This window comes from Spirosoma taeanense (assembly GCF_013127955.1).
GTDB lineage: Bacteria > Bacteroidota > Bacteroidia > Cytophagales > Spirosomataceae > Spirosoma > Spirosoma taeanense.
Map to the genome: position 1 here is coordinate 1,936,642 of NZ_CP053435.1, position 21,717 is coordinate 1,958,358.

The 21,717-nt window shown below is 53.6% G+C and carries 24 protein-coding genes; 17 read left to right on the plus strand and 7 right to left on the minus strand.

Translation table 11 applies throughout. The annotated features are described in order from the left end of the window. The first annotated feature begins 5 nt into the window (after positions 1 to 5). Entirely contained in the window at positions 6 to 2,123 is a 2,118-nt protein-coding gene (gene feoB, locus HNV11_RS08160) for a ferrous iron transport protein B (protein WP_171739196.1), read from the plus strand. A gap of 60 nt (positions 2,124 to 2,183) precedes the next feature. Here feoB and HNV11_RS08165 read toward each other — a convergent pair whose 3' ends face one another. Both HNV11_RS08165 and HNV11_RS08170 read right to left on the minus strand, forming a co-directional pair. After that, a complete protein-coding gene (locus tag HNV11_RS08165; RefSeq protein ID WP_171739197.1) occupies positions 2,184 to 2,351 on the minus strand; it encodes a hypothetical protein in 168 nt (55 codons plus the stop codon). A 227-nt stretch (positions 2,352 to 2,578) separates the two neighbouring features. After that, positions 2,579 to 4,081, minus strand: a complete 1,503-nt coding sequence (locus HNV11_RS08170) for an NAD(P)H-hydrate dehydratase (RefSeq protein WP_171739198.1) — start codon at positions 4,079 to 4,081, stop codon at positions 2,579 to 2,581. Between the two features lie 114 nt (positions 4,082 to 4,195). Here HNV11_RS08170 and rplS point away from each other — a divergent pair, with 114 nt between their 5' ends. The 3 genes from rplS to HNV11_RS08185 all read left to right on the plus strand — a co-directional run bounded on the left by rplS (position 4,196) and on the right by HNV11_RS08185 (position 6,398). Beyond that, positions 4,196 to 4,570, plus strand: coding sequence for a 50S ribosomal protein L19 (gene rplS / locus HNV11_RS08175; protein ID WP_171739199.1), 375 nt, complete (start codon positions 4,196 to 4,198; stop codon positions 4,568 to 4,570). A 77-nt stretch (positions 4,571 to 4,647) separates the two neighbouring features. Continuing rightward, complete coding sequence (gene dapF, locus HNV11_RS08180; RefSeq protein WP_171739200.1) at positions 4,648 to 5,421, plus strand: diaminopimelate epimerase; 774 nt, start codon at positions 4,648 to 4,650, stop codon at positions 5,419 to 5,421. Positions 5,422 to 5,468: 47 nt separating this feature from the next. Continuing rightward, positions 5,469 to 6,398 carry a bestrophin family protein gene (locus tag HNV11_RS08185; protein ID WP_171739201.1) on the plus strand — a complete coding sequence of 310 codons (930 nt, stop codon included), beginning with the start codon at positions 5,469 to 5,471 and terminating at the stop codon, positions 6,396 to 6,398. Between the two features lie 5 nt (positions 6,399 to 6,403). Here the strand turns inward: HNV11_RS08185 and HNV11_RS08190 are convergent, their stop codons facing one another. Then, complete coding sequence (locus HNV11_RS08190; protein ID WP_171739202.1) at positions 6,404 to 6,712, minus strand: rhodanese-like domain-containing protein; 309 nt, start codon at positions 6,710 to 6,712, stop codon at positions 6,404 to 6,406. A gap of 241 nt (positions 6,713 to 6,953) precedes the next feature. On the opposite strand from HNV11_RS08190, the gene htpG reads away from it, so the two are divergent. Together htpG and HNV11_RS08200 are read left to right on the plus strand one after the other, a co-directional pair. Continuing rightward, positions 6,954 to 8,801, plus strand: a complete 1,848-nt coding sequence (gene htpG, locus HNV11_RS08195; protein ID WP_171739203.1) for a molecular chaperone HtpG — start codon at positions 6,954 to 6,956, stop codon at positions 8,799 to 8,801. Positions 8,802 to 8,920: 119 nt separating this feature from the next. Beyond that, positions 8,921 to 9,826 carry an HNH endonuclease gene (locus tag HNV11_RS08200; protein ID WP_171739204.1) on the plus strand — a complete coding sequence of 302 codons (906 nt, stop codon included), beginning with the start codon at positions 8,921 to 8,923 and terminating at the stop codon, positions 9,824 to 9,826. Positions 9,827 to 9,890: 64 nt separating this feature from the next. On the opposite strand, the gene HNV11_RS08205 is transcribed toward HNV11_RS08200, so the two are convergent. Beyond that, positions 9,891 to 10,487, minus strand: a complete 597-nt coding sequence (locus tag HNV11_RS08205) for a DUF4126 domain-containing protein (protein WP_171739205.1) — start codon at positions 10,485 to 10,487, stop codon at positions 9,891 to 9,893. A 44-nt stretch (positions 10,488 to 10,531) separates the two neighbouring features. Next, entirely contained in the window at positions 10,532 to 12,022 is a 1,491-nt protein-coding gene (locus HNV11_RS08210; RefSeq protein ID WP_171739206.1) for an ATP-dependent DNA helicase, read from the minus strand. 134 nt (positions 12,023 to 12,156) lie between these two features. Between HNV11_RS08210 and HNV11_RS08215 the strand changes: the two genes are divergently transcribed. The 4 genes from HNV11_RS08215 (at position 12,157) to coaD (ending at position 14,739) form a co-directional block, all read left to right on the plus strand. Next, the gene (locus HNV11_RS08215) at positions 12,157 to 12,594 is read left to right on the plus strand and encodes a CBS domain-containing protein (protein ID WP_171739207.1); all 438 of its coding nucleotides are present in this window, start codon (positions 12,157 to 12,159) and stop codon (positions 12,592 to 12,594) included. A gap of 130 nt (positions 12,595 to 12,724) precedes the next feature. Then, on the plus strand, positions 12,725 to 13,228 hold the full coding sequence (locus HNV11_RS08220) for an NUDIX domain-containing protein (protein WP_171739208.1): 504 nt from the start codon (positions 12,725 to 12,727) through the stop codon (positions 13,226 to 13,228). 94 nt (positions 13,229 to 13,322) lie between these two features. Further along, complete coding sequence (locus tag HNV11_RS08225; RefSeq protein WP_171739209.1) at positions 13,323 to 14,207, plus strand: DUF3822 family protein; 885 nt, start codon at positions 13,323 to 13,325, stop codon at positions 14,205 to 14,207. Positions 14,208 to 14,271: 64 nt separating this feature from the next. Further along, on the plus strand, positions 14,272 to 14,739 hold the full coding sequence (coaD, locus tag HNV11_RS08230; protein ID WP_171739210.1) for a pantetheine-phosphate adenylyltransferase: 468 nt from the start codon (positions 14,272 to 14,274) through the stop codon (positions 14,737 to 14,739). Between the two features lie 31 nt (positions 14,740 to 14,770). Here coaD and HNV11_RS08235 read toward each other — a convergent pair whose 3' ends face one another. Then, a complete protein-coding gene (locus tag HNV11_RS08235; RefSeq protein WP_171739211.1) occupies positions 14,771 to 15,460 on the minus strand; it encodes an NUDIX hydrolase in 690 nt (229 codons plus the stop codon). Between the two features lie 118 nt (positions 15,461 to 15,578). Between HNV11_RS08235 and HNV11_RS08240 the strand changes: the two genes are divergently transcribed. Together HNV11_RS08240 and HNV11_RS08245 are read left to right on the plus strand one after the other, a co-directional pair. Further along, the gene (locus tag HNV11_RS08240) at positions 15,579 to 16,868 is read left to right on the plus strand and encodes a hemolysin family protein (protein WP_171739212.1); all 1,290 of its coding nucleotides are present in this window, start codon (positions 15,579 to 15,581) and stop codon (positions 16,866 to 16,868) included. Positions 16,869 to 16,931: 63 nt separating this feature from the next. Continuing rightward, the gene (locus HNV11_RS08245; protein ID WP_171739213.1) at positions 16,932 to 17,255 is read left to right on the plus strand and encodes a hypothetical protein; all 324 of its coding nucleotides are present in this window, start codon (positions 16,932 to 16,934) and stop codon (positions 17,253 to 17,255) included. 15 nt (positions 17,256 to 17,270) lie between these two features. On the opposite strand, the gene HNV11_RS08250 is transcribed toward HNV11_RS08245, so the two are convergent. Beyond that, entirely contained in the window at positions 17,271 to 18,467 is a 1,197-nt protein-coding gene (locus tag HNV11_RS08250) for a molybdopterin molybdotransferase MoeA (protein ID WP_171739214.1), read from the minus strand. 96 nt (positions 18,468 to 18,563) lie between these two features. Between HNV11_RS08250 and moaC the strand changes: the two genes are divergently transcribed. The 5 genes from moaC to HNV11_RS08275 all read left to right on the plus strand — a co-directional run bounded on the left by moaC (position 18,564) and on the right by HNV11_RS08275 (position 21,708). Next, positions 18,564 to 19,037, plus strand: coding sequence for a cyclic pyranopterin monophosphate synthase MoaC (moaC, locus tag HNV11_RS08255; protein ID WP_171739215.1), 474 nt, complete (start codon positions 18,564 to 18,566; stop codon positions 19,035 to 19,037). Then, positions 19,009 to 19,608 (plus strand): NTP transferase domain-containing protein, encoded by a 600-nt coding sequence (locus HNV11_RS08260; protein ID WP_240163848.1) that lies wholly within the window; start codon positions 19,009 to 19,011, stop codon positions 19,606 to 19,608. Before moaC ends, HNV11_RS08260 begins: the two co-directional genes overlap by 29 nt. A gap of 52 nt (positions 19,609 to 19,660) precedes the next feature. Next, positions 19,661 to 20,266 carry a DUF6992 family protein gene (locus tag HNV11_RS08265; RefSeq protein WP_171739216.1) on the plus strand — a complete coding sequence of 202 codons (606 nt, stop codon included), beginning with the start codon at positions 19,661 to 19,663 and terminating at the stop codon, positions 20,264 to 20,266. Positions 20,267 to 20,354: 88 nt separating this feature from the next. After that, positions 20,355 to 21,164 carry a nucleotidyltransferase domain-containing protein gene (locus tag HNV11_RS08270; RefSeq protein ID WP_171739217.1) on the plus strand — a complete coding sequence of 270 codons (810 nt, stop codon included), beginning with the start codon at positions 20,355 to 20,357 and terminating at the stop codon, positions 21,162 to 21,164. A gap of 25 nt (positions 21,165 to 21,189) precedes the next feature. Then, on the plus strand, positions 21,190 to 21,708 hold the full coding sequence (locus HNV11_RS08275) for a nucleoside deaminase (RefSeq protein ID WP_171739218.1): 519 nt from the start codon (positions 21,190 to 21,192) through the stop codon (positions 21,706 to 21,708). Positions 21,709 to 21,717 lie beyond the last annotated feature (9 nt).

Sequence of the window (21,717 nt, forward strand, 5' to 3'; positions counted from 1 at the left end):
GTGCCTTGAAATCGTCTCCTGTACTTGCCCTTGTTGGCAATCCGAATGCTGGTAAGTCGTCACTGTTCAATCAACTGACTGGGCTTCGTCAGAAAACGGGGAATTTCCCCGGCGTCACGGTTGATAAAAAATCCGGGACGTGGCCCATGGACGCTCACACGTCGGCAACCGTCGTTGATCTCCCCGGCGTTTATTCCATCTATCCCAAATCCTTAGACGAGCAGCTCGTAACCGACATTCTGGCTAATCCGGCTCACCCCGATTACCCCGATGTAGCGGTGGTTGTCGTCGATGCCTCCAATCTGCACCGGAATCTGCTGCTGTTTACGCAGGTCGCCGATCTGGGCGTGCCGACGGTGTTGGCGCTGAACATGCTCGACGTAGCCCGGCAGGAGGGAAAAGAAGTCAATAGTGTGCGGCTGGCCATGCGGCTGGGCGTACCAGTTGTACGGATTAACGCCCGCACCGGTGAAGGAATCGACCAGATTAAAAAAGCGGTGCTGGGCCAGATAGAGGAGCCGACACTGCCCGGCAAGTTGTTTTTTGATCCCGCCGATGAGGTAGAGGGCCTGATTGTAGACACTAAAGCCCAGTACCAACTCGATAACAATTACCTGGCGCTGCAATACCTTATCCAGCACGACGGATTCTCGTTTCTGAATCAGCAGCAGCGGGTCGGTCTGGATGCCCTGATTGAGAAGCATCAATTCAGCGAACCGACATTTCAGGCTAACGAAACCATTACGCGTTATAAACGCATTGCGGTCGTGGTGGCCGAAGCCGTCACCAACCAGCGGCCGGCCAACCAGCCGACCTGGAGCCAGAAGCTCGACCGCGTGCTGCTGCACCCCATTTGGGGGTATGCCATTTTCGCCTTTATCCTGCTGCTGATCTTCCAGGCTATTTTCGCCTGGGCGCAGCCCTTTATGGATGCCATCGACACGGGGGTCGCCTGGCTGAATGGTCAGTTAAAAGATAACTTGCCACCGGGGCCGCTGACGGATCTGCTGACGGACGGGATTCTGGCCGGGATAGGGGGGATTCTGGTGTTTATTCCGCAGATTGCCTTCCTCTTTTTTCTCATCGCGCTGCTCGAAGAATCGGGCTATATGTCGCGGGTGATGGTCATCATGGACCGGATCATGCGCAAATTTGGCCTGAATGGCCGGAGCGTAGTTCCGCTGATTTCGGGTGTGGCCTGCGCCGTACCGGCCATCATGGCGACGCGCAGCATCGGAACCCGGCGCGACCGGCTGATCACGATTCTGGTAACGCCCCTGATGAGCTGTTCGGCGCGATTACCCATCTACACCATCCTGATTGCGCTGGTGGTGCCCAGTCGGCGCGTGCTGGGCCTGTTTAACCTGCAGGGATTAGCCCTGATGGGACTTTATCTGCTCGGTCTGGTGAGTGCGCTGCTGGCGGCCTATGTCCTGAAGCTCGTTCTGCGAACCAAAGAGCGCGGGTTTTTCATCATGGAGTTGCCTACCTTTAAACTGCCGCGCTGGAACCACGTGGGGCTGACGGTCTGGGAGAGTGTGCGGGCGTTCGTCTGGGAAGCCGGACGGGTTATCCTGGCCATTTCTATTATCCTGTGGGTGTTGGCCAGCTACGGACCCGGCGATGCCCTGGAACGGGTCGAAACGCAGGTTCGGCAGCAAAACCCGGCGCTGGCCGATGATGAGCTGCAAAACCGGATTGCATCGGAGCGGCTGGAAGCCTCATACGCCGGTCATTTCGGCCATTTTATCGAACCGGTTATTCGCCCGCTGGGCTACGACTGGAAAATAGGCATTGCGCTGCTCAGTTCGTTTGCTGCCCGGGAAGTGTTCGTTGGAACGATGGCAACCATCTACAGCATCGGCGACGGAGGAGACGATGCTGACACGACCGTTCGTGAGCGGCTTCGGCAGGAACGTAATCCCGCAACGGGTGGGCCGATGTACACGCCCGCGCTGGCCTGGTCGCTGCTGGTGTTTTACGTATTCGCCATGATGTGCATGAGCACACTGGCCGCAACCCGTCGCGAAACGAAAAGCTGGGTATGGCCGATGGTGCAGCTGGCGTATATGATGGTACTGGCTTACGTATCGGCCTTTGCTACGTACCAATTGCTCACGTAAGCGCATTAAAAAGCCCTACCAGCCGGAAGCGAGTAGGGCTTGTTTACAAGACAAAATCTATTACCACAGTAGCCCCTTTGCAATGAGCGGGTAAATGAAGTGGTAAACAATATAGGTGAATAAGGCGATTGTCAATCCACCCAGAGCAGTTGTTTGATCGAAATTGAACCGGGTCTTGTTGCGGGATGGCCTGGAGACACGCCAGTCCCGCTGGGCTGTATGTTTCATGTGTGTCGGTATAAGGATAGTTATCTCAACACAAATTTGGGACCGCATTTTCGCTGATTTTAGCGCAGAAACCCCCTTTTTTTATTAAACGTGTAACTACTTGATTTTTCGTAGAACACTTTTTCCGGACGTTTCGTAAACGGTTTGTAACCATTATTAGACTAAACTACTTGCTAAATGGAGAGTGTGGAATAATTGCCACATATATGTTCCCCAATCTCCACATATTACTCCCAACGAAGTGCGTCGACTACATCGGAAGCAACCATGCCGATCGGGCCACGCTGTTCCGCGACCCGGTCGCCAGCCAGACCATGGGCATAAACGCCAAGCACAGCGGCCTCAACCGGATCATAGCCCTGCGCTAACAGAGCCGTCAGCACCCCCGTCAGTACATCACCCGTACCGCCCGTACTCAGACCCGGATTGCCTGTGCCGTTGAAATGAATTTCCCCGGCTGGCGTAGCAACGGCTGAGTAAGCGCCCTTCAGCACCACAACAACCTGATGCGTTTTAGCGAAGTCGCGCAGAATCCCCAGTTTCTCGTAATCATCTTTCCATGTCTGGGTAAGCCGCTCAAATTCTTTTGGGTGGGGCGTCAGAATGCTGTTGGGCGGGACCTGCTCCAGCAACTCCCGATTTTCAGACAGCAGATTCAGGGCGTCGGCATCGACAACAATAGGCTTCTTAAGCGTTGGCAGCAGTTCGCGGAACATCGCCAGCGTTTCGGGCGCTTTACCAATACCGGGGCCAATGCCCACGGTCGTGTAATCACCAGGGGGCGGACCTTCGACCTCGCTGGGGCCGGTCAGCACGTACTGATGGCCGTCCGGGCGGCACATCGCTTCAGGAACAGCAGTTTGCAGAACCGGGTAGCCACAGCGCGGAATCTGGACCGTCAACAACCCCACGCCCGACCGCAGGCAGGCCCGCGCCGACAGTACTGCCGCGCCCATTTTACCGTAGCTGCCCACCAGCAGCAGAGCGTGCCCAAAAGTGCCCTTGTGGGAATAGCGGTCGCGTTTGTGCAGGAGCAGCCGGGCCTCCCGGGGATGGGTAAAATAGTAAGGCGTGGGCGCAAGGTCAATATACCGTTTATGGAGACGAATATCGACGGTATGCCACTCACCCACGTAACGGCCGTTTTTAGGCAGCACGAACGCCAGCTTGGGTAACTGAAACGTAATGGTATAGTCCGGCTCGATAATAACGTCATCCTCGGCGTTGGGCTGATCGGCGTAAAGACCGCTGGCAATATCCACCGCGACAACCGTTGCCGGAGCGCGGTTGATGGCTTCGATGGTACTCTTGACAATCCCTTCGGTTGGGCGCGACAGGCCAGAGCCCAGGATGGCGTCAATGACGACTTCATTGTGCCGCAGAGCCGGAATATCGCGTGAAAATTCGATGTAGTTAACCTTTTCGGTGACCAGCTTCAGCCGACGGTGGTTGTGCATGAAGTCGTCCGACTCGCGCGGGGCGTAACGAACAACATGAACCTCCACCGGATACTGTCGTTCGAGCAGCAGCCGGGCAATCGCCAGACCGTCGCCCCCGTTATTACCCAGGCCACAAAAGATTTTCGTCAGGGTTGTATCGGGAAAGTGATCAACGAACCAGTCGACGAACGCCAGCGCAGCGCGTTCCATAAGATTGAGCGGGGCAATGGGTTCGTTCTGGATGGTGGCTTGGTCGAGGGCACGGATTTGGTCAACGTTCAATATTTTCATGGGAATGGCGTCGATTGCGCTGGGTAATTTCACAAAAGTATTTTCTGACACCGAGAAGTTTACTATCTTTGCGGCTCATTTCGCAAATACTTATCTGGCGATTTATATACGGTCATGAGCGAGTTAATCAAATTAGTGGAGGCAGACAACGCGCAGCGTCGCGCCGAGTTGCCCACGTTCCGGGCAGGCGATACGGTGAACGTACACGTCAAAATCCGCGAAGGAAATAAGGAGCGTATTCAGGTATTTACGGGCACGGTGATTCAGCGCCGGAACCCAAGCAGCGGTGGCGAAACCTTCACCGTTCGCAAAGTATCAAACGGCGTAGGTGTAGAGCGGATTTTCCCGGTTCTGTCGCCGAACATCGACAAAATTGAAGTGGTTCGTCTGGGTAAAGTTCGCCGGGCTCGGTTGTTCTACCTACGCGGCCGTCAGGGTAAAGCGGCTCGTCTGAAAGAGCGTAAGCCAAAAGCAGTTGCAGCGGCTTAATTGCCTGCCCCTGATTCCTAACTTATGAAAAGCTGTCTGCAAAGGCGGCTTTTTTACTTTTGTCTGCCTACAATCCAATGAACTTCTTTAAATACCAGGGTACCGGCAATGACTTTGTGCTGATTGACGATCGCAACGGAACCTTCCCGATTACAGATCAGGCATTAGTCGAGCGCTTGTGTCACCGGCGGTTCGGCATTGGAGCCGACGGCCTGATTCTGCTGCAGAGCGATCCGGAGTATGACTTCAGAATGGTGTATTTCAATGCCGATGGGGCGGAGGGCAGTATGTGCGGCAACGGTGGTCGGTGTATCGTCCGGTTTGCGCACGACCTGGGCCTGTTTGAAAGCGAAACCCGCTTTAGGGCCATTGACGGCGAGCACGTGGCGGTAGTGTGCGAGGACGAGATTTTTCTAAAAATGAGTGATGTGTCGGGTATTGAAGAGCGCGCCGGAATGACCTTTCTCAATACCGGCTCGCCCCACGTCGTTCGCTTCGTAGATGAACTGGAGTCGCTCGATGTTGTTGCTGAAGGGCGCGCTATGCGTTATGATCCGGTCTTTCACCCCGGCGGCACCAATGTTAATTTTGCACAGGTTATTGACGACCACACGCTCTTTGTCAGAACCTATGAGCGGGGCGTGGAAGACGAAACCTATTCCTGCGGCACAGGCGTAACGGCGGTAGCGCTGGTAGCCCACCGGCAGCTGAACATGCCCGATCCGGTTTTCATACAAACGTTAGGAGGGAATCTGCGCGTATCGTTCAATCCGCAGCCGGATGCGCACTTCAACAGCATCTACCTGATTGGCCCGGCCAGACAGGTTTTTGCGGGAACGATAACTGTTTAGTTGATTGGGGAGTTCATCAGAAGGGTAATCCAACTTCCGGTTATATAATGATCATTTACAAAGCAAAGCACTGGTTACCGGCCATCTGGCATTTTCATACGGGTCCTACGGCAAAAGGATTGGTTCAGCGACTAATAGCTGTTGCTGTTTACGTAATCATTCTGACGGTTGTTGAACTGAATTACGTTGACCTGCGGCTAAAAGACACCCCAAGTTCATTTTTGCAGGCAATGGGAATTCTGCTTAGCCTGCTGCTCATTTTTCGCACCAATACCGCCTATGACCGGTTTTATGAAGGACGTCAGGCCTGGGGTGTGCTGGTCAATAACTGCCGGAATCTGGCTATCTTTTTCAACGCAGTGCTTCCGCCTGAGGACTCTGGAAACCGGGAGTTCTTTGCCAAAACAATCTCGAATTTTCCCTTTGCGCTCAAGAATCACCTGCGGGATATGTCTACGCTGGATGAGCTGGACATTACCGAAGAAGGCGAAAAGCGGGATCTGAGTAACTTTGATCACCTGCCCGCTGGTGTCTCCAACCAACTTTGGGTGAAAACCGAACACCTGTATCGGCTGGGCCACTTCTCCGAGTCCCAGCATATCAACCTGAATCAGTACCTAACCTCTCTCATGGATGTCTGCGGTATTTGCGAGCGGATCAAGAGTACGCCCATTCCGTTTTCCTACAGTCTGTTTATCAAGCTGTTCATAACGCTTTATGTTGGCGTATTGCCATTTACGGTAATTGATGTGTATGGCTACCTGACAATTCCGGCCGTGCTGCTGACATCGTATATACTCATCGGACTAGAAATGATCGGGGAGGAGATTGAAGACCCATTCGGGCTGGAACGGAATGATCTGCCGCTTAACCAGTTAAGTCAGTTGATCCGGGTGAACGTGCATGACATTCTGCAGATGTACCTGCCGCATGTAGAGAAGCAGGCCGCCAAGCCCGGCTTTACGATCATGACGTAACACCGTCAATCTTCGGCTTCAATGATGCCGCTGTGCAGGTGGTAGATTCTCTTATTCTGAAATTCCCGCTGACGCAGCAGGTCTTTGGCGGCTATCCGGCTGCGGACACCATTGGTGCAGATAACAATCAGATTGTCGTACGGAGCCAGTTCAGCTTTGCGGGTGCGAATGTCCGGCAGGGGAACGTTCAGACCCCCCAGATTAAACTCCTCAAATTCCCACTCGTCGCGCACGTCTACCACGGCGGTGCCCGGCTGCTGACGCAGCGTTTCGAACTCGGTCATGGTAATGTCGGTATAAGCAGAGGCAGTCATACTTTCTCTAACAACAGAATTTCTTTTGCTGTTCGATCCGCGGTAGTGACCGGTACTTTTTGCTACCCGGCTTCAACGAAGGTTAGGAGAATGCCGATCAGGATGAGAGCGTTTAATGAAATAGAAAATCCATTCAGGAACTAAGGTCTGTCAATCTGTCAGCTGGGACACTACTGGAACAGGATTTGATACCCGCCGGTTAGCTGTTTTAGGCATTTACTCCTTTACTCAAAACACATTTATGGAAGCCGTACAGAACGAAAAAGGCGATGCTACGCGGGGACAGATTTCGATCCATACCGAGAATATCTTCCCAATTATCAAGAAGTTTCTTTATTCTGATCACGAAATTTTCCTGCGCGAACTGGTCTCCAACGCCGTCGACGCCACGCAGAAATTACGTCAGTTGGCCTCTTTTGGTGAATTCGGGGGTGAGCTGGGTGAACTGAAAGTAACAGTTGCGCTCAATGAAGAAGCAAAAACCATTACGATCAGCGATAATGGTATTGGTATGACCGCCGAGGAGATCAAGAAGTATATCAACCAGATTGCTTTCTCCGGCGCATCGGATTTCCTGGAAAAATACAAAGATAAAACCGACGATAAAGGCCAGATCATTGGTCATTTCGGACTGGGTTTCTATTCGGCGTTTATGGTGGCCGAGAAGGTAGAAATCGTTACCAGATCGTATCGCGATGAAGCCGAGGCTGCCCGCTGGGTGTGCGATGGCTCGACGGAGTTTGAACTGACGCCGGCCGACCGTACCGAACGGGGCACCGACGTCATTCTGCACATCGCGCCCGATTCAGAAGAGTTTCTGGATAAATCACGTCTGCGGGGTATTCTGGACAAATATGCCCGCTTCCTGCCGGTGCCGATTGAGTTCGACGGACAGACAATCAACAACACAACCCCGATCTGGACCAAAGCGCCGTCTGATCTGACGGACGAAGACTACAAGACGTTCTATCGGGAACTGTATCCGATGAGCGAGGAACCGCTGTTCTGGATTCACCTCAACGTTGATTATCCATTCAACCTGACCGGGATTCTATATTTCCCGCGCATCAAGAACGAGCTGCGATTCCAGCGCGAAAAGATTCAGCTGTATAGCCGTCAGGTGTTCATAACTGACGAAGTGAAGGACGTTGTACCCGACTTCCTGATGATGCTGCACGGCGTGATCGACTCGCCTGATATTCCGCTGAACGTATCGCGTAGCTTCCTGCAGGCTGACGCGAACGTTAAGAAAATTAATGGCTACATCACCCGCAAAGTCGCCGATAAGCTGAACGATCTGTTCAATGCCGACCGGAAAGCGTTTGAGGAGAAATTCGACGATATTGGTCTGTTTATCAAATATGGTATCCTGAGCGACGACAAGTTCTACGAAAAGGCTAAAAACTTTGTGCTGCTCAAAAACACAGAGGGGGCTTATTCGACGCTGGACGAGTACCGGGAGAAAGTGCAGGCCAACCAGACCGACAAGAACGAAACGCTGGTGCTGCTCTATACCACCGACCGCAAGCAGCAGGATGCTTACATTGCGTCGGCCGTCCGTCGCGGTTACGATGTCCTGCTGATGGACAACGTCATTGACCCGCACTTCATCAACGCCCTCGAATATAAACTGGAGAAAGTGCATTTCGTGCGGGTAGACGCCGATACGCTCGATAAACTGATCGACAAAGGTCTCAACAACGAGAGCGTGTTGTCGGAGGCCGATCGCACGAAGCTGAAAGAGGTATTTGAGCAGGTTCTGGATAACAAAACGCTGACCGTTAGTGTGGAAGCCCAGCCGACCGACGAACTGCCCGTAACGATCACCCTGCCGGAGTTCCTTCGCCGGATGAAAGACATGTCTGCTCTGTCGGGTGAACAGTCATTCTACGGCAATATGCCGGTTGGGTATAACGTAGTGGTCAATGCTAACCACCCGCTGATTGGCAGGATTCTGACCGAAACCGACGCCGATGCGCAGAAATCGCTCGTGATGCAGGTCTATGATCTGGCGCTGCTGGCCCAGAACATGCTGACCGGTGCCGATCTGACTGCCTTCGTTCGCCGGACGGTGGAAAGATTGTCATAGTTTTCATTATTTTGTTTTAATCCTCTCAAAATTAGGCTCGCTTGGTTTTGAGAGGATTTTTAACGCATATATGTGTTAACTTGTAATCTAGTAAAAGGACACTTCTAATAGGTATTTGAATGCAGCTTTTCTTCCATGATGTTGGTATCAGCGGTGCTGATCGTGATTTTCCAAAAACCGTCTTCAGTAGTATATCGCTTCAAACTATAGAGAAGAATATACCCCAACATGTCAAATCAGAAGTATTAGAGGCTCTTGATCGCGAATTTATAAGTGGTGAATTTAACTGTTGGGGGGTACCTGCAGGCGCCGGAAGTGTAATAAGACAATTGGAAGTAGGCGATGTAATGCTATTAATACGTACAACAGGTGGAGATGGGGATATACCCGCACTTTGCAGAGTGCGTGCATATTGGAGGGAACAGTTGGCTGAACTCTCTCATGCGTTATGGGGAAGCGCCCGATTCCCTTATATTTTCTTCTTTAAAACCGAGTCTATTTCGCTTACATGGGCAGATTTGAAAGAGCACGTTGGTTATGCGCCGAACTTTCGGCCTAGTGGAAATGTGTATCGTGTGCGTCATGATAGACTTAGAGAATTTGGTGGAATAGAAGGCTACATGAATTTTATCACTGGCAGAAACCGGCCAACTTCGTACTCATCTTCGTTGCCCATAGGATACGTCTCAGAACCAATAGAGGACGATTATCAAGAAGGTGAGCGTTTGATTAGGGAAAGTAGTTACTTTCAACGTAATCCACAATTAGTTAGACAGGCAAAAAAACTCTACGGGAATTCGTGTCAGGTCTGTGGCTTTAATTTTGAAAACAAGTACGGAGAAATTGGGGCTAACTATATCGAATGTCATCATTTGAACCCACTTTCGGAGCGTGAGAATACTTCGGCCAACTTAGTGACGAATGTCGCAGACGTAAGAGTCGTTTGCTCTAATTGCCATAGAATGTTGCATAGGCAACGTCCAGCTTTAACCATCGAAGAGTTAAAGCTGCGTTTGCGCTATTGATATCACAAATAGTTAAAATATTAAGCAAAGGTATTTCTATTGCTAACCCTGCTTCACAAAGTGATTATTGCAACCTATGGTTATTTGCCGAACGTGTAAACCATATTTTACGTCGGGTGAGTAGCCGACCAATGACGAACAGCAGGACGGCAGCGACAATCACGACGGCAACCAGCGGTAGCAGAATCGTAAATACAGACAGCCCCACCGAGGCCACGTTCTCGCCTGTGGCCACAACCGGGTTGGCAATCCCACCCGTGGTAGCCGTTGAGCCCAGTCGCAGCAGGCTTGTCCCGGCCTGAACGATCCCGGCCGAACTACCGCCCAACATCAGCCCGAGTCCCCAGTGCAGCACCGGATTGTCGATGTGCAGAAAAGACGTACTCAGGAGCGTACCGGCAATGATAGACGCGGGCGTGGCCAGCGTATCCAGAACGTTATCGAGCCAGGGGATATAATACGCCCCAATCTCGAAAACCGTAGCGATGGACAGGCCCAGCAGGGCAGGCCATCCGCTGAGCCATTCGAAGCCGGTCATCGTGCCGATAATACCGAGTTTGGTGGCTATACTGGCAATCAGCAGCGGTACAAACACCCGAAAGCCGCAGCACGCGGCCAGCCCCACGCCAATACAGGCACTCATAATCCATTCGATGGACATAACGTAGCGTTTAGGAAGCCTAACGGGTTTTAGACCGATCTGGTTTAGCCAAAAAACTGCGGGTTGAAGTTCATCAGGAACGCTTCGTCAGTGGCGCGGGTCAGAGCGGTGTAAAGCCAGCGCACAAACTCCTGGTTCACCTGACCGTCGGGCAGGAATCCCTGATCCACAAAGACCGCGCTCCACTGGCCCCCCTGAGCTTTATGGCAGGTGAGCGCGTAGGCAAACTTCACCTGAAGCGCGTTCAGATACGGGTCGCGCCGGACGGCCTCGGCCCGTTCTTTTTTGCTCTTAATATAAAAGTAATCCTTCATGACGCTCTCATACAGCGCCTTGTACTGATCCGACGTCAGCGACGGCACGGGCGTGTGGAGGGTATCGAGCATGATTTTCGCTTCGAAGTCGGGCTGCTCTTCGTAATCCACCAGCCGTAGCGTAACGGTGGCAAATCGGAAACCGTGAAGCTCTTCTTTGTTCCGGATTTTCAGCACCTCCGCAAACTCGCCGTTGGCCAGAAACCCGGCGGGGGAGTCTTCTTCCAGTACGGTATAGTTGTTACGGGCAATCATCAGCATGTCGCCCGCGTCGAGTTCTTCTTCGCACTGATCAATCATGCGCCGGACAAACTGGTTGTACTGCACAGCCGTTTTGTTCGAGCGGCAGATGATAGCCGTGTTTTCACGACCGTATTTATCGTAAGCGTACCGGATGCCGTCTTCCAGCTTGTTGAGCGGCATTTTATAAATGTCGCTGAACGAACGTACATTCAGGCGAATTTCAGGTACGTCGGCAGAGGATGCCGCGGGTTTATCGCTCAGCAGCGCATCAAAACCAACGGCTTTGGGCGTAGGGTCTTCGTCGGACAATAGCAGCCGCAGGCCGGTTGCGTTGTAGAGAATTCCTGATTCTTCGTCCTGCCGCATAACTTCGGTCAGTTCCTGCTCATACACCGTCATGTCGAAAGCGCTGGACAGAAACCCCCGGTCGAGCGCTGGGCTGAGGTCACGGCCAACGGGCGGCAACTGGGCCGTATCGCCGACCAGCATCAGCTTGTTGCCGGGGTTTTCGAACACAAAGTCAATCAGATCGGTCAGCAGCCCTTTACCGCCAAAGTCGGCCTCGTCGGAAATCATTGAGGCTTCGTCCACGATAAAGAGCGTATCCTCGTGGTAATTTTTCTGCCGCTGAAACGCCAGCGTCCCCGAACCGGGTTCGGCAACCTGTCGGTAAATCTTGCGGTGGATCGTCTGGGCTGGCTTTTTGGCATAGTTGGCCATGACTTTGGCGGCCCGGCCGGTGGGTGCCAGCAGCACCGACTTATACCCAAAACGGGGGAGAATTTTTATGAGTGTACCGACGAGTGTGGTTTTACCTGTTCCGGCATAGCCGCGCAGCAGAAAACAGTCGCGGTAGTGTTCAAACTCTTCGTGGGCGATGAACGCGCCAATCTTTTCAAAAAATTCTTCCTGACCGGCAGTAGGTTTATAAGGGAAACGTTTGGCCAGTAAATGGGCGGCCGTTTGGGTTTCGTTCATGCATCTAAGATACGAAAAAACGAGCAGGCATAAAAGTGGGTGGGATTGATAATAAATTTTGCCTTTTCTGCATCTTCGCTTTATAGCCTAAGCCTTTTTTGTTACTTTCACCCTCAACTAAACCCTTCACAATCATGAAAATACGCCAGGTCCTGCAAGGCAAATCGATCAATGCTCTTTACACGGTTTCATCGGGCCAGACCGTTCGGGAAGCGCTCAACGTCATGGCCGATAAGAATATTGGTGCTGTGCTGGTTGTAGACGACGATCAGCTGACCGGTATTTTCTCGGAACGCGACTATGCCCGCAAAGGAATTCTGATGGGTCGCCAGTCGGCCGATACACTTATCAGCGAGGTTATGACGGCGCCGGTTATTACGATCGAGCCGGAGCAGAGCCTGGACGAGTGTATGGTGACCATGTCGGAGCGGCACATACGCCACCTGCCGGTAATGGAGAATGGTAAACTGATCGGCATTATTTCCATTAACGACGTTGTGACGGCGATCATCGGCGATCAGAAAACCCGGATCAACTCGCTCGAAAGCTATATTTCCGGAAGCCCCTACTAAACACTTTGCGAGCGAATCCGTTGGTAAGTCGGTAGGTAACGAAGGTATACTTTACAGACTTACTGCCTTACCAACTAAGTAACTAAGTAACAGTTTTGTACCTTTGCGTCCCAAAAACAAGTTAGCCACTGTGACGCAAGTTCTGGATTCGCCCCGCGAAGAAGTGTTAAAATTATACGGTAATCGGCTGCGGCTGCGCGTCTGCGGGCTGTACTGCGAAGACGACCGGCTGCTGATGGTGCGCCATCGGGGAATTGGTCCGACCGATACGTTCTGGTGCCCGCCGGGCGGGGGCGCTCAGTTTGGGGAAACCGCGCCGGAGGCTCTGGTTCGGGAGTTTGCTGAAGAAACCGGGCTGGATATTGAAGCGGGCGAACTGCTGTTTGTCAATGAGTTCATGCAGCCGCCCCTGCACGCGATGGAATTGTTTTTCAGCGTACAGGTAACTGGCGGAACGCTTCGTCAGGGAATTGATCCGGAAATGAGTCTCGAAGGACAGATTATTCAGGACGTTCGGCTGATGGCGTTTGACGAAATCAAGAGCTACCCACCCGAAGAAGTCCACGCGTTGTTCCGGCAATGCCAGACCCTGGACGATGTGTTCCGGCTGCGGGGGTATCTGCCACAGCCGTAAGTCAGGTTGTGTCACCGTATTGCTTTTTTTTGTAAGTTAGTTTCCTTGTTCAGAACAAACCGTTAGTCGATTCGAACCCGTGCAAACCATCGTAATGCCCACACTTACTGCGAGCATCCAGTCTGATTCGTTTAATCCTGGCCAAACCGCTAAGTCGGTATTGTGTCTGGAGGTGGGGCGTGACCGGTTTCGGTTTCTGGTTCAGGATGAGCGTCGGCGGGGCTGTTACCTCGAAGATTATACGTTTTCATCGCTGCTGACCGACCGGCCGCTGATGGATATTCTGCCCGATCTGTTCCGCGACCATCCGGTGCTTGCGGCCGGGCCATGGCAGGAGATTCGGATTGGCGTCAACTCGCCCTCGTTTACGCTGGTGCCGCAATCGCTGTTCCGAAAAGAGTATGCGGGAAGCTACCTGAAGCTGATGCGCGGCAGTGCACTGCCCGCCCATGAGTTTGCGCAGGCTTATGCCCACGAACCAGAGGGTTTTCTTTCCGTATTCAATCTGGAACATCCGCTGGCAGATTATTTTTCGGGCGCTTATCCGCTTCAGCCGCTGACGTTTATTCATCAAACAGGCGCTCTCATCCGGGCTACGGCCGATCTGGACCGTCGAGGTTTGAACCCGCACAATATTTACCTGTACTTCGAGGACGAATTTATTACGATCATCTACCGGCAGGATCATAAATTACGCTACTGCAACCGGTTTGGCTATAAAAATGCGCAGGATCTGGCGTATTACGTTCTTTACGTGCTGGATGAACAAAAGTTAGGCCCTGAAGCGGTACATGTTGCCCTGTACGGCGAGATTACCCCCTTTGCCGACACGTACACGGAACTATGCCGGTTTCTGCCGAACCTTACCTTTGGCCCCATTCCGCCAGGACTTTCCTTAACCAGCGAATTCGAAGAGCTACCCGAACACCGGTACCTGAGTTTGTACGGACTCGGCCTGCTGGTCGACAATGCGCAATAAATGGCCGACAATACGTTAGCTTTGTCCGTCATTTGTTTACTCAGCCTGTCAACTGACTACTGCTATGAAGCGCGTTGCTCTGTTTCCCGGTTCCTTCGATCCGTTCACCAAAGGTCACGAAGATATTGTGCTGCGGGGGCTGAAACTGTTTGATGAGATTATCATCGGCATTGGGCGCAACGCCCGTAAGGAGCGGTATTTTTCGCTGGAGCGGATGACCCGGCTGATTGAGGAAGCTTTTCGGAGCGAGCCGGCCGTACGCGTAATCAGCTATGATGATCTGACGGCCAACGTAGCCCGCAATGAAGGCGCTACGTTCCTGCTGCGTGGTCTGCGCAACACCACCGACTTTGAATATGAAAACGGTATCTCGCAGGTTAACCGGTCCGTGTACGAAGAAGTAGAGACCGTGTTTCTGATAACCTCTCCGCATCTTGCACCCATCAGCTCCAGCATCATCCGCGAACTGCACCGGTATGGTCGGTCGGTGGATGCGTTTCTGCCGTACCAGCTTGAAGAAAGTAAGGTATGAAAACCGCGTAACGGCAAGAGTCGGGCAGCGCTTAGACCCGTAACTTACTCACCTGGTCGATTACGTAACGAATGGAGCTGAACGAATTGGTGAGGGCCAGCTGCATTTGCCGCCGGTCGAACCAGGCCAGTTTTTCGATGTCCTCATCTTCCTGCGGGGCCATCTGGCTGTCGTCCAGTACACTCATGTGATACCACTTCGTGCGCTTGAGAATCCGGCTGCCATTCAGCGTATAGGTATGCCAGGTCGTGCAGATGCGTTCGCCGACGGATACCTCGATGCCGGTTTCTTCTTCGACTTCGCGGGCAGCGCCCTCCCGTGACGATTCGCCGTCGTCGAGCTTGCCTTTGGGTAAATCCCAGACGCCCCGGCGAAACATCAGCAGAATTTTATTGTCTTTACTGACCACACCCCCGGCCGCTTTGATAATTTTGAACGGTTTCTTGATGGCGGCTTCGCAGTCGCTTTTGCTGAGGCAGCCCAGCGTAACGGAGAGCAAACGACCCGCATCGGCTTTCTGAAGCAGCAGAAGCAGTTTTTCGACCGTAGCGGTCGTGGCATTCAAAACCAGCAGATGGCCATGCAGAGCATCCTCTTTCAGCGCTTCCAGCCGGGCGTCGATAATCTGATCGTAGTCCGGAACAGACTGACCGTTGGTAAGTTGAGCAGCGGCCTTCGGGCCAACGAGCCGGATCGGGCGGTCGTTAATAAAAACAATCATCAGGGCAATAGCGGTTCGAGTTGTAAAAGTAGCAAAACCGGCGTTCTGCTGCACGATTGAACCGGTTGCAAACCTATTCAGTTTCTTTATTTTTGCAACGAGCCAACTTCCTCCCTTTGTGGAACTTCTAATTATTTTATTGCTGACTATTCTGAATGGAGTATTCTCCATGTCGGAAATTGCCCTGGTATCTTCCCGGAAATCTAAATTAGAGACAGCCGCCAAGAATGGCGACCGTCGGGCGCAGGTGGCTCTGGATCTGTCTAATTCACCCAACCGGTTTCTGTCTACTGTTCAGATTGGCATTACCCTGATTGGCATTTTGCTTGGTATTTTTTCGGGCGACAAGCTGACGACCGATGTTCAGAACTTCGTGGCTCAGGTCGAGTTTCTGCGGCCCTATGCCCACTCGGTAGCGGTGATGCTGGTGCTGTTGCTGCTGACATACATGTCGCTGGTGTTTGGCGAGCTGGTGCCCAAGCGCATTGGTTTGTCGAATCCGGAAGGAATCGCCAAGACAATGGCCGCTCCCATGATCTTTCTGTCGCGGCTGACGGCCCCGTTCATTACCCTGCTGACAATCTCGAGCGATTTACTACTCAAGATTCTGCGGATACGGCCCAACGAAAGCGCCGTAACGGAAGAAGAAATCAAGAGCCTGATTCAGGAAGGCACGTCGGGCGGAGCCATTGAGGAGATCGAGCAGGAGATTGTGCAGAACGTCTTTCAGCTTGGCGACCGCAAAATTACCTCGCTGATGACTAACCGGCAGGAAATCGTGTACCTGGACCTGGAAGACGAACCTGCCGAGAACAAAGCCAAAATCATTGAGCATAGGCATTCGGTTTACCCGCTCTGCAATGGGAGTGTCGATGAGGTGGTAGGGCTGATTTATACGAAAGACTTTCTGGGCAAAGACCTTGATGAAGAACTGCTACGGCTGAACGACATGAAACGGGAAGCCTTATTTGTGCCGGAAAACAACCGGGCCTACCAGGTCCTGGAGCGATTTCGGGAGCGGAAGCAGTACGTAGGCGTAATCGTGGATGAGTACGGGGGTGTTTTGGGCGTCGTTACGCTCAACGACATTCTGGATGTGCTGGTGGGCGATATTAACGACGAACCGGGTTCTGACTACGAGATCCGCGAGCGCGAGGATGGTACCTTCCTGATTGATGCGCAGCTGCCCTTCGAAGATTTTCTGTCGCACTTCAACATCACCATTACGGCTCAGAACCGGCGCGATCTGACGGGTTTCGATACGCTTGGGGGCTTTGCGCTGCACATCTTGAAGGATATTCCGCAGACCGGCGAATCATTCCAGTGGCAGGCCTACCGGTTTGAGATCATGGATATGGACAAGAGCCGGATCGATAAGATTCTGGTGCAGAAATTGGTCGAAGAATAGCGGTAGGTCCAAACAGACAGAGCGTTACGGCTGTTATTAGGGTGAACCAACTCAATCATAACCATGCGCTCCTTCATGCCCGATACCAACGACCTGACTGGTAACAACGTCAGCCGAATCCCGTCTGTGATGGACAACGACCCCCACGCCGACGAGGAAGTAATCAACCAGCAGTCGGGGGAACAGTACCCGCACGCTACTGACCATACGTCTCCGCCATCGCCCCGAATTGTCCCTGACGATCTGGCCGATTCGATTGCCTACGCTCTCGACGGCAGTGGCCCCGGTCCGACCAACAGCCAGCCTCATGTTTCCGGCCATAAACCCTACACGGAAGGTATAACCGGCGCGGGACTGGACGACGAGGAGGAGGATCTGCAGACATGATCGGCAGCCGGTTACCTACCAGGTCGGCCAGACGGGAAATACTTCGCCCGCATTAAACACCGATGCCTTGGCAGGTAGCTCCATAAAGGCGTTTACGTCGAGCAGATTGGCAAAGTCAGCCGAGCCCGAGCCGGGGAGCGGGTGTGCTACACTATGTCCGTCGGGTTCAGAGCTTACGCGAACCGGCAGGAAATACGTCAGCTCCGGCCGGAACGTGAAGGACGTAGTCAACCGGGCGTAACGAACAGGAGCGGGTGGCAGTCCCAGTGAGGTGCGCAGATAGGGCATAACGTATCGATAGGCGCACAGAACCGTCGAAACCGGATTGCCGGGTAGGCCAAAAACGGTTTTGCCGTCGGCTGATGTACCAAACCAGAGCGGTTTTCCTGGTCGCTGTTCGATTTTATGAAAATGCTTTTTGACCCCCAGCCGGGCCAGTACGTCCGGCACGAAATCAGCCTTTCCGGCCGATACGCCCCCGCTGAGAATCAGCAGGTCGTTTTCACGTAAAATCGCTGACAGCCGGTCCGCGAGTATGGTTTCGTCATCAACAATGTGGTGGAGTGTGGCCGTTACGCCCAGCGAAGCCAGGGCCGCCTGAAGCAGGTAGGTATTCGAGCGCCGAATCTGGTGGGGCAGGGGCGTTTCGCTCACATCGACCAGTTCATCGCCCGTCGAGATGAGGGCCACGCGGGGAAGACTCGTAACGGATAGTTCAGTCTGGCCAACCGATGCGGCTACCGCCAGCTCGGCCGGGCCTATAAGCCGCCCCGCCGACAGTAATTCATCGCCCGAACGTCGGTCGGTGGCCTGCCGATGGACGTGCTGGCCGGGTTGTACGTCTTCAATTTCAATGGTGGCCTGTCCGTCGGTTATTGTCACATCTTCGTACCGAATCACCGTATCGGCCCCGATGGAAAGCATCGCGCCGGTCATGATTTCCAGACAGCTATTCGCCTGGCTGAGTGTTTGCTGCGGCTGCCCGGCGCGCTGCATACCGACTACCGGAAAGGTTCGCTGGCCGTTGGCGAAGTCAGTAAACCGGATGGCGATCCCGTCCATCGCAACGCGGTTAAAGGGCGGAAAATCGCGGTCGGCCCGAATCGTCTGGCGTAATACACGGCCCAGCGCGCTGGTAAGCGAAACGGTTTCAGCGGGCAGATGGAGCCGGTGTTGCTGGGTAATGGCGAAAGCGTCGGCGACAGAAAGCATAGACAAAACAAGCGGAAGAATACAAAAACTAAACGGCGAATAACGAAATTTGGCACCGGGCTTTTGTTATTCGCTCCTTAAATTTTACCTAAAGTTATGATGGGTTTTTCGCACCTGAACGCCGAAGGGAACCCCGCCATGGTGGATGTGGGCGCCAAGACGGTAAGCCGACGCACGGCCAGAGCCCGCAGCATCGTTACGCTCAACGACGAAATCATGCAGCATCTGAGCGGTCAGGATATCACGACTAAAAAAGGGCCAGTCTTTCAGACGGCGATCATTGCCGGTACGATGGCTGCCAAACGAACCGACGATCTGATTCCGCTCTGTCATTCGCTGGGGCTGGATAACTGTCAGATTACGATTCGGACCGAAGGCAACGAAGCTATTGTGGATTGTCTGGTGTCGACCGAGGGTAAGACTGGCGTTGAAATGGAAGCGCTGGTGGGGGCTTCGGTGGCGGCTCTGACCATCTACGATATGTGCAAAGCCTTTTCGCACGACATCGTGATCCGCGAAACCAAACTAATGGAAAAGACGGGTGGTAAACGCGACTTCAAACGGGACTAAGGCGGTGCTGAACGGGCTGATCCTGACGGGTGGCCGCAGCAGCCGGATGGGCGCGGACAAATCGCGGCTGACCTACCACGACAAACCCCAGCGCGAGTTCCTGGCGGATCTGCTGCGGCCGTACTGCGAAAAGGTTTTCTGGTCGGTCAATGCAGAGCAGGCGGCTGAGCTGACCGGAATCGGGCAACCATTCATCGTGGATGCGTTTGAAGTCGAAGGACCGTTGAATGGGCTCCTGTCGGCGTTTCAGCATGACCCTACGGTGGCCTGGCTCGTGGTGGCCTGCGATATGCCGCTGCTTACGTCCCGCTCGCTCGATGGGCTGGTAGCGGCACGGATGCCCACCCGGCCCGCTACCGCTTTTTATGATTCGGACGGCCGCTACCCCGAACCATTGCTGAGCATCTGGGAGCCACAGAGTCGGGCGTTGCTGCAGCAGGCCCTGGATGAAGGAAATCCGTCGCCCCGTAAAATCCTTCTGATGAACGATGCCGCTTTACTGACAGCGCCTGACGTTCAGGAACTGACGAACGTAAACGATCCAGCTTCCCGGTCGGCACTGGGTTTCTAAAACATCGGACTGATCCGGCAGGTTGTGAAGGGAGATTCTTTCTGATTGCCGTATGCCCCTTTTCCACCAACTATTACTGGCCGCTGGTTCGATGCTCCTTGGCCATTCGGCAACCGCCCAGCGAGTCGAGCCACCCACAAACCTGCGCGATTTTAGCGAGCAGCGCATTCGCCATCAGAAAACGCTGGGTTTCGCACTGGGGGGCTATGCGCTGGCCAACATTGCCATCGGCAGCATTGCGGCACCGCAAACGACGGGCGAAACCAGATCTATCCATCGCATGAACGTGTACTGGAATCTGGTAAACCTGGGCATTGCCGGAATTGGTCTGCTCGGTGCACGAAATCGTGGGGGAGACGAAACCTTGGCGCAGGCCGTTCGGGAACACGAGAAAATGAAGCAGATACTGTTGCTGAACGCGGGTCTGGACATGGCCTACGTGATGGGCGGTCTTTACCTGCGCGAACGGGCTAACATCCGGCCTGATAAGGCCGACCAACTGCGGGGCTACGGCAAGTCGATTATGGGACAGGGCGGATTTCTGCTAGCCTTTGATCTGGTGAATTATTTCATTTTCAAACGGCAGGGCGACAAGCAGGAAATGCAGCTGATAAGCGTAGCAACCGTGGGGATGGGCGTCGTCTTACCGATTAAATAAACTATTTAAGGTCAGTAAACGGATGACCGCCTGTCTGAACCAATCCGGACGGGGTGCGGTTCTGCGGTAATTTATCGTTCACAACACGATGTCAGCCATACTACAACCTTACCAACAATTCATTAATCAGGCCGTTGAGGTCATCCAACGCGATCCCGAAGCCCTGGGGCTGGCTGCGGGCGGCTCCTGGGCTTCGGGCGAAGTTGATTCGTATTCTGATCTGGATCTGGTGCTCGTTACGACGCAGCCGATTGCCCCTGACCTGGAGCCGATGCGGGCGTATGCGGCCCGGCTGGGCACAATGGTGGCTTCGTTCCGGGGCGATCATGTCGGCGAACCGCGTCTGCTGATCGCTCTCTATGAGCCGCCATTGCTGCACGTAGACATCAAGTTTCTGACCCTGCCTGAGTTTCACCAGCGCATTGAAGAGCCGGTGATTCTCTGGGAGCGTGGTCAGGCGTTGACAACGATTCAGCAGCAGACGCAGGCTGTTTACCCCGAATTTGATTACCAATGGGCAGAAGATCGCTTCTGGATCTGGATGCACTACGCCTTACTCAAGATTGGTCGGGGTGAGTTTTTTGAAGCGCTGGATTTCCTGGCTTTCGTACGTAATGTAATCCTGGGTCCGATGCTGCACCTCAGAAATGGCGGCTTGCCCAGAGGAGTAAGACGGGTTGAAACGGCGTTGCTTCCCGATGATCTGGCCCGCCTGCGCCGGACTGTAGCGACGCCCCAACGAAAACCTCTGATCGACAGTATCCTGGAGGTAATGCACCTATACGAAGACCTGCGGGATCAACTGGCTCCGGCTACGTTACACCGTAATGATTCTGCAAAACGGCTGGTTGAATCCTATTTTAAGGCGATTATTGCTGCGGAAACGGTTCAATCGTAAGACTGCGTGATGCCGTTGATGGAGCATGAGGGCCAACGGTGATTTAGAGACAAAACCACAGAGAACAATAGTGAAACGTGACGATGAGTTTATGCGCGAAGCCATTCGGCTGGCGCGTGAAGGAATGATGAGCGGGCAGGGCGGCCCATTTGGCGCGGTCGTCGTGCGCGATGGCGAGATTATCGGGCGTGGCTGCAATCAGGTCACCTCGACTAACGACCCGACGGCCCATGCCGAAGTCGTGGCAATTCGCGATGCGTGCCGGAATCTGCAGACGTTTCAGCTGGAAGGCTGCACGCTGTATGCTTCCTGCGAGCCCTGCCCCATGTGCCTGGGCGCTATCTACTGGGCTCGCCCCAGCCGGATTGTTTACGGCTCTTTTCATTCCGATGCCGCCGGGGCGGGTTTCGACGATCAGTTTATTTACGAAGAAATCGACAAGCCACGCGAGCAGCGGCATATTCCCATGCAGCAATGCCTGCGCGATGAAGCCAACGCGGTCTTTCGGGAGTGGATAGCCCTGGAAGAGCGAATCCACTACTGACGCGGATGA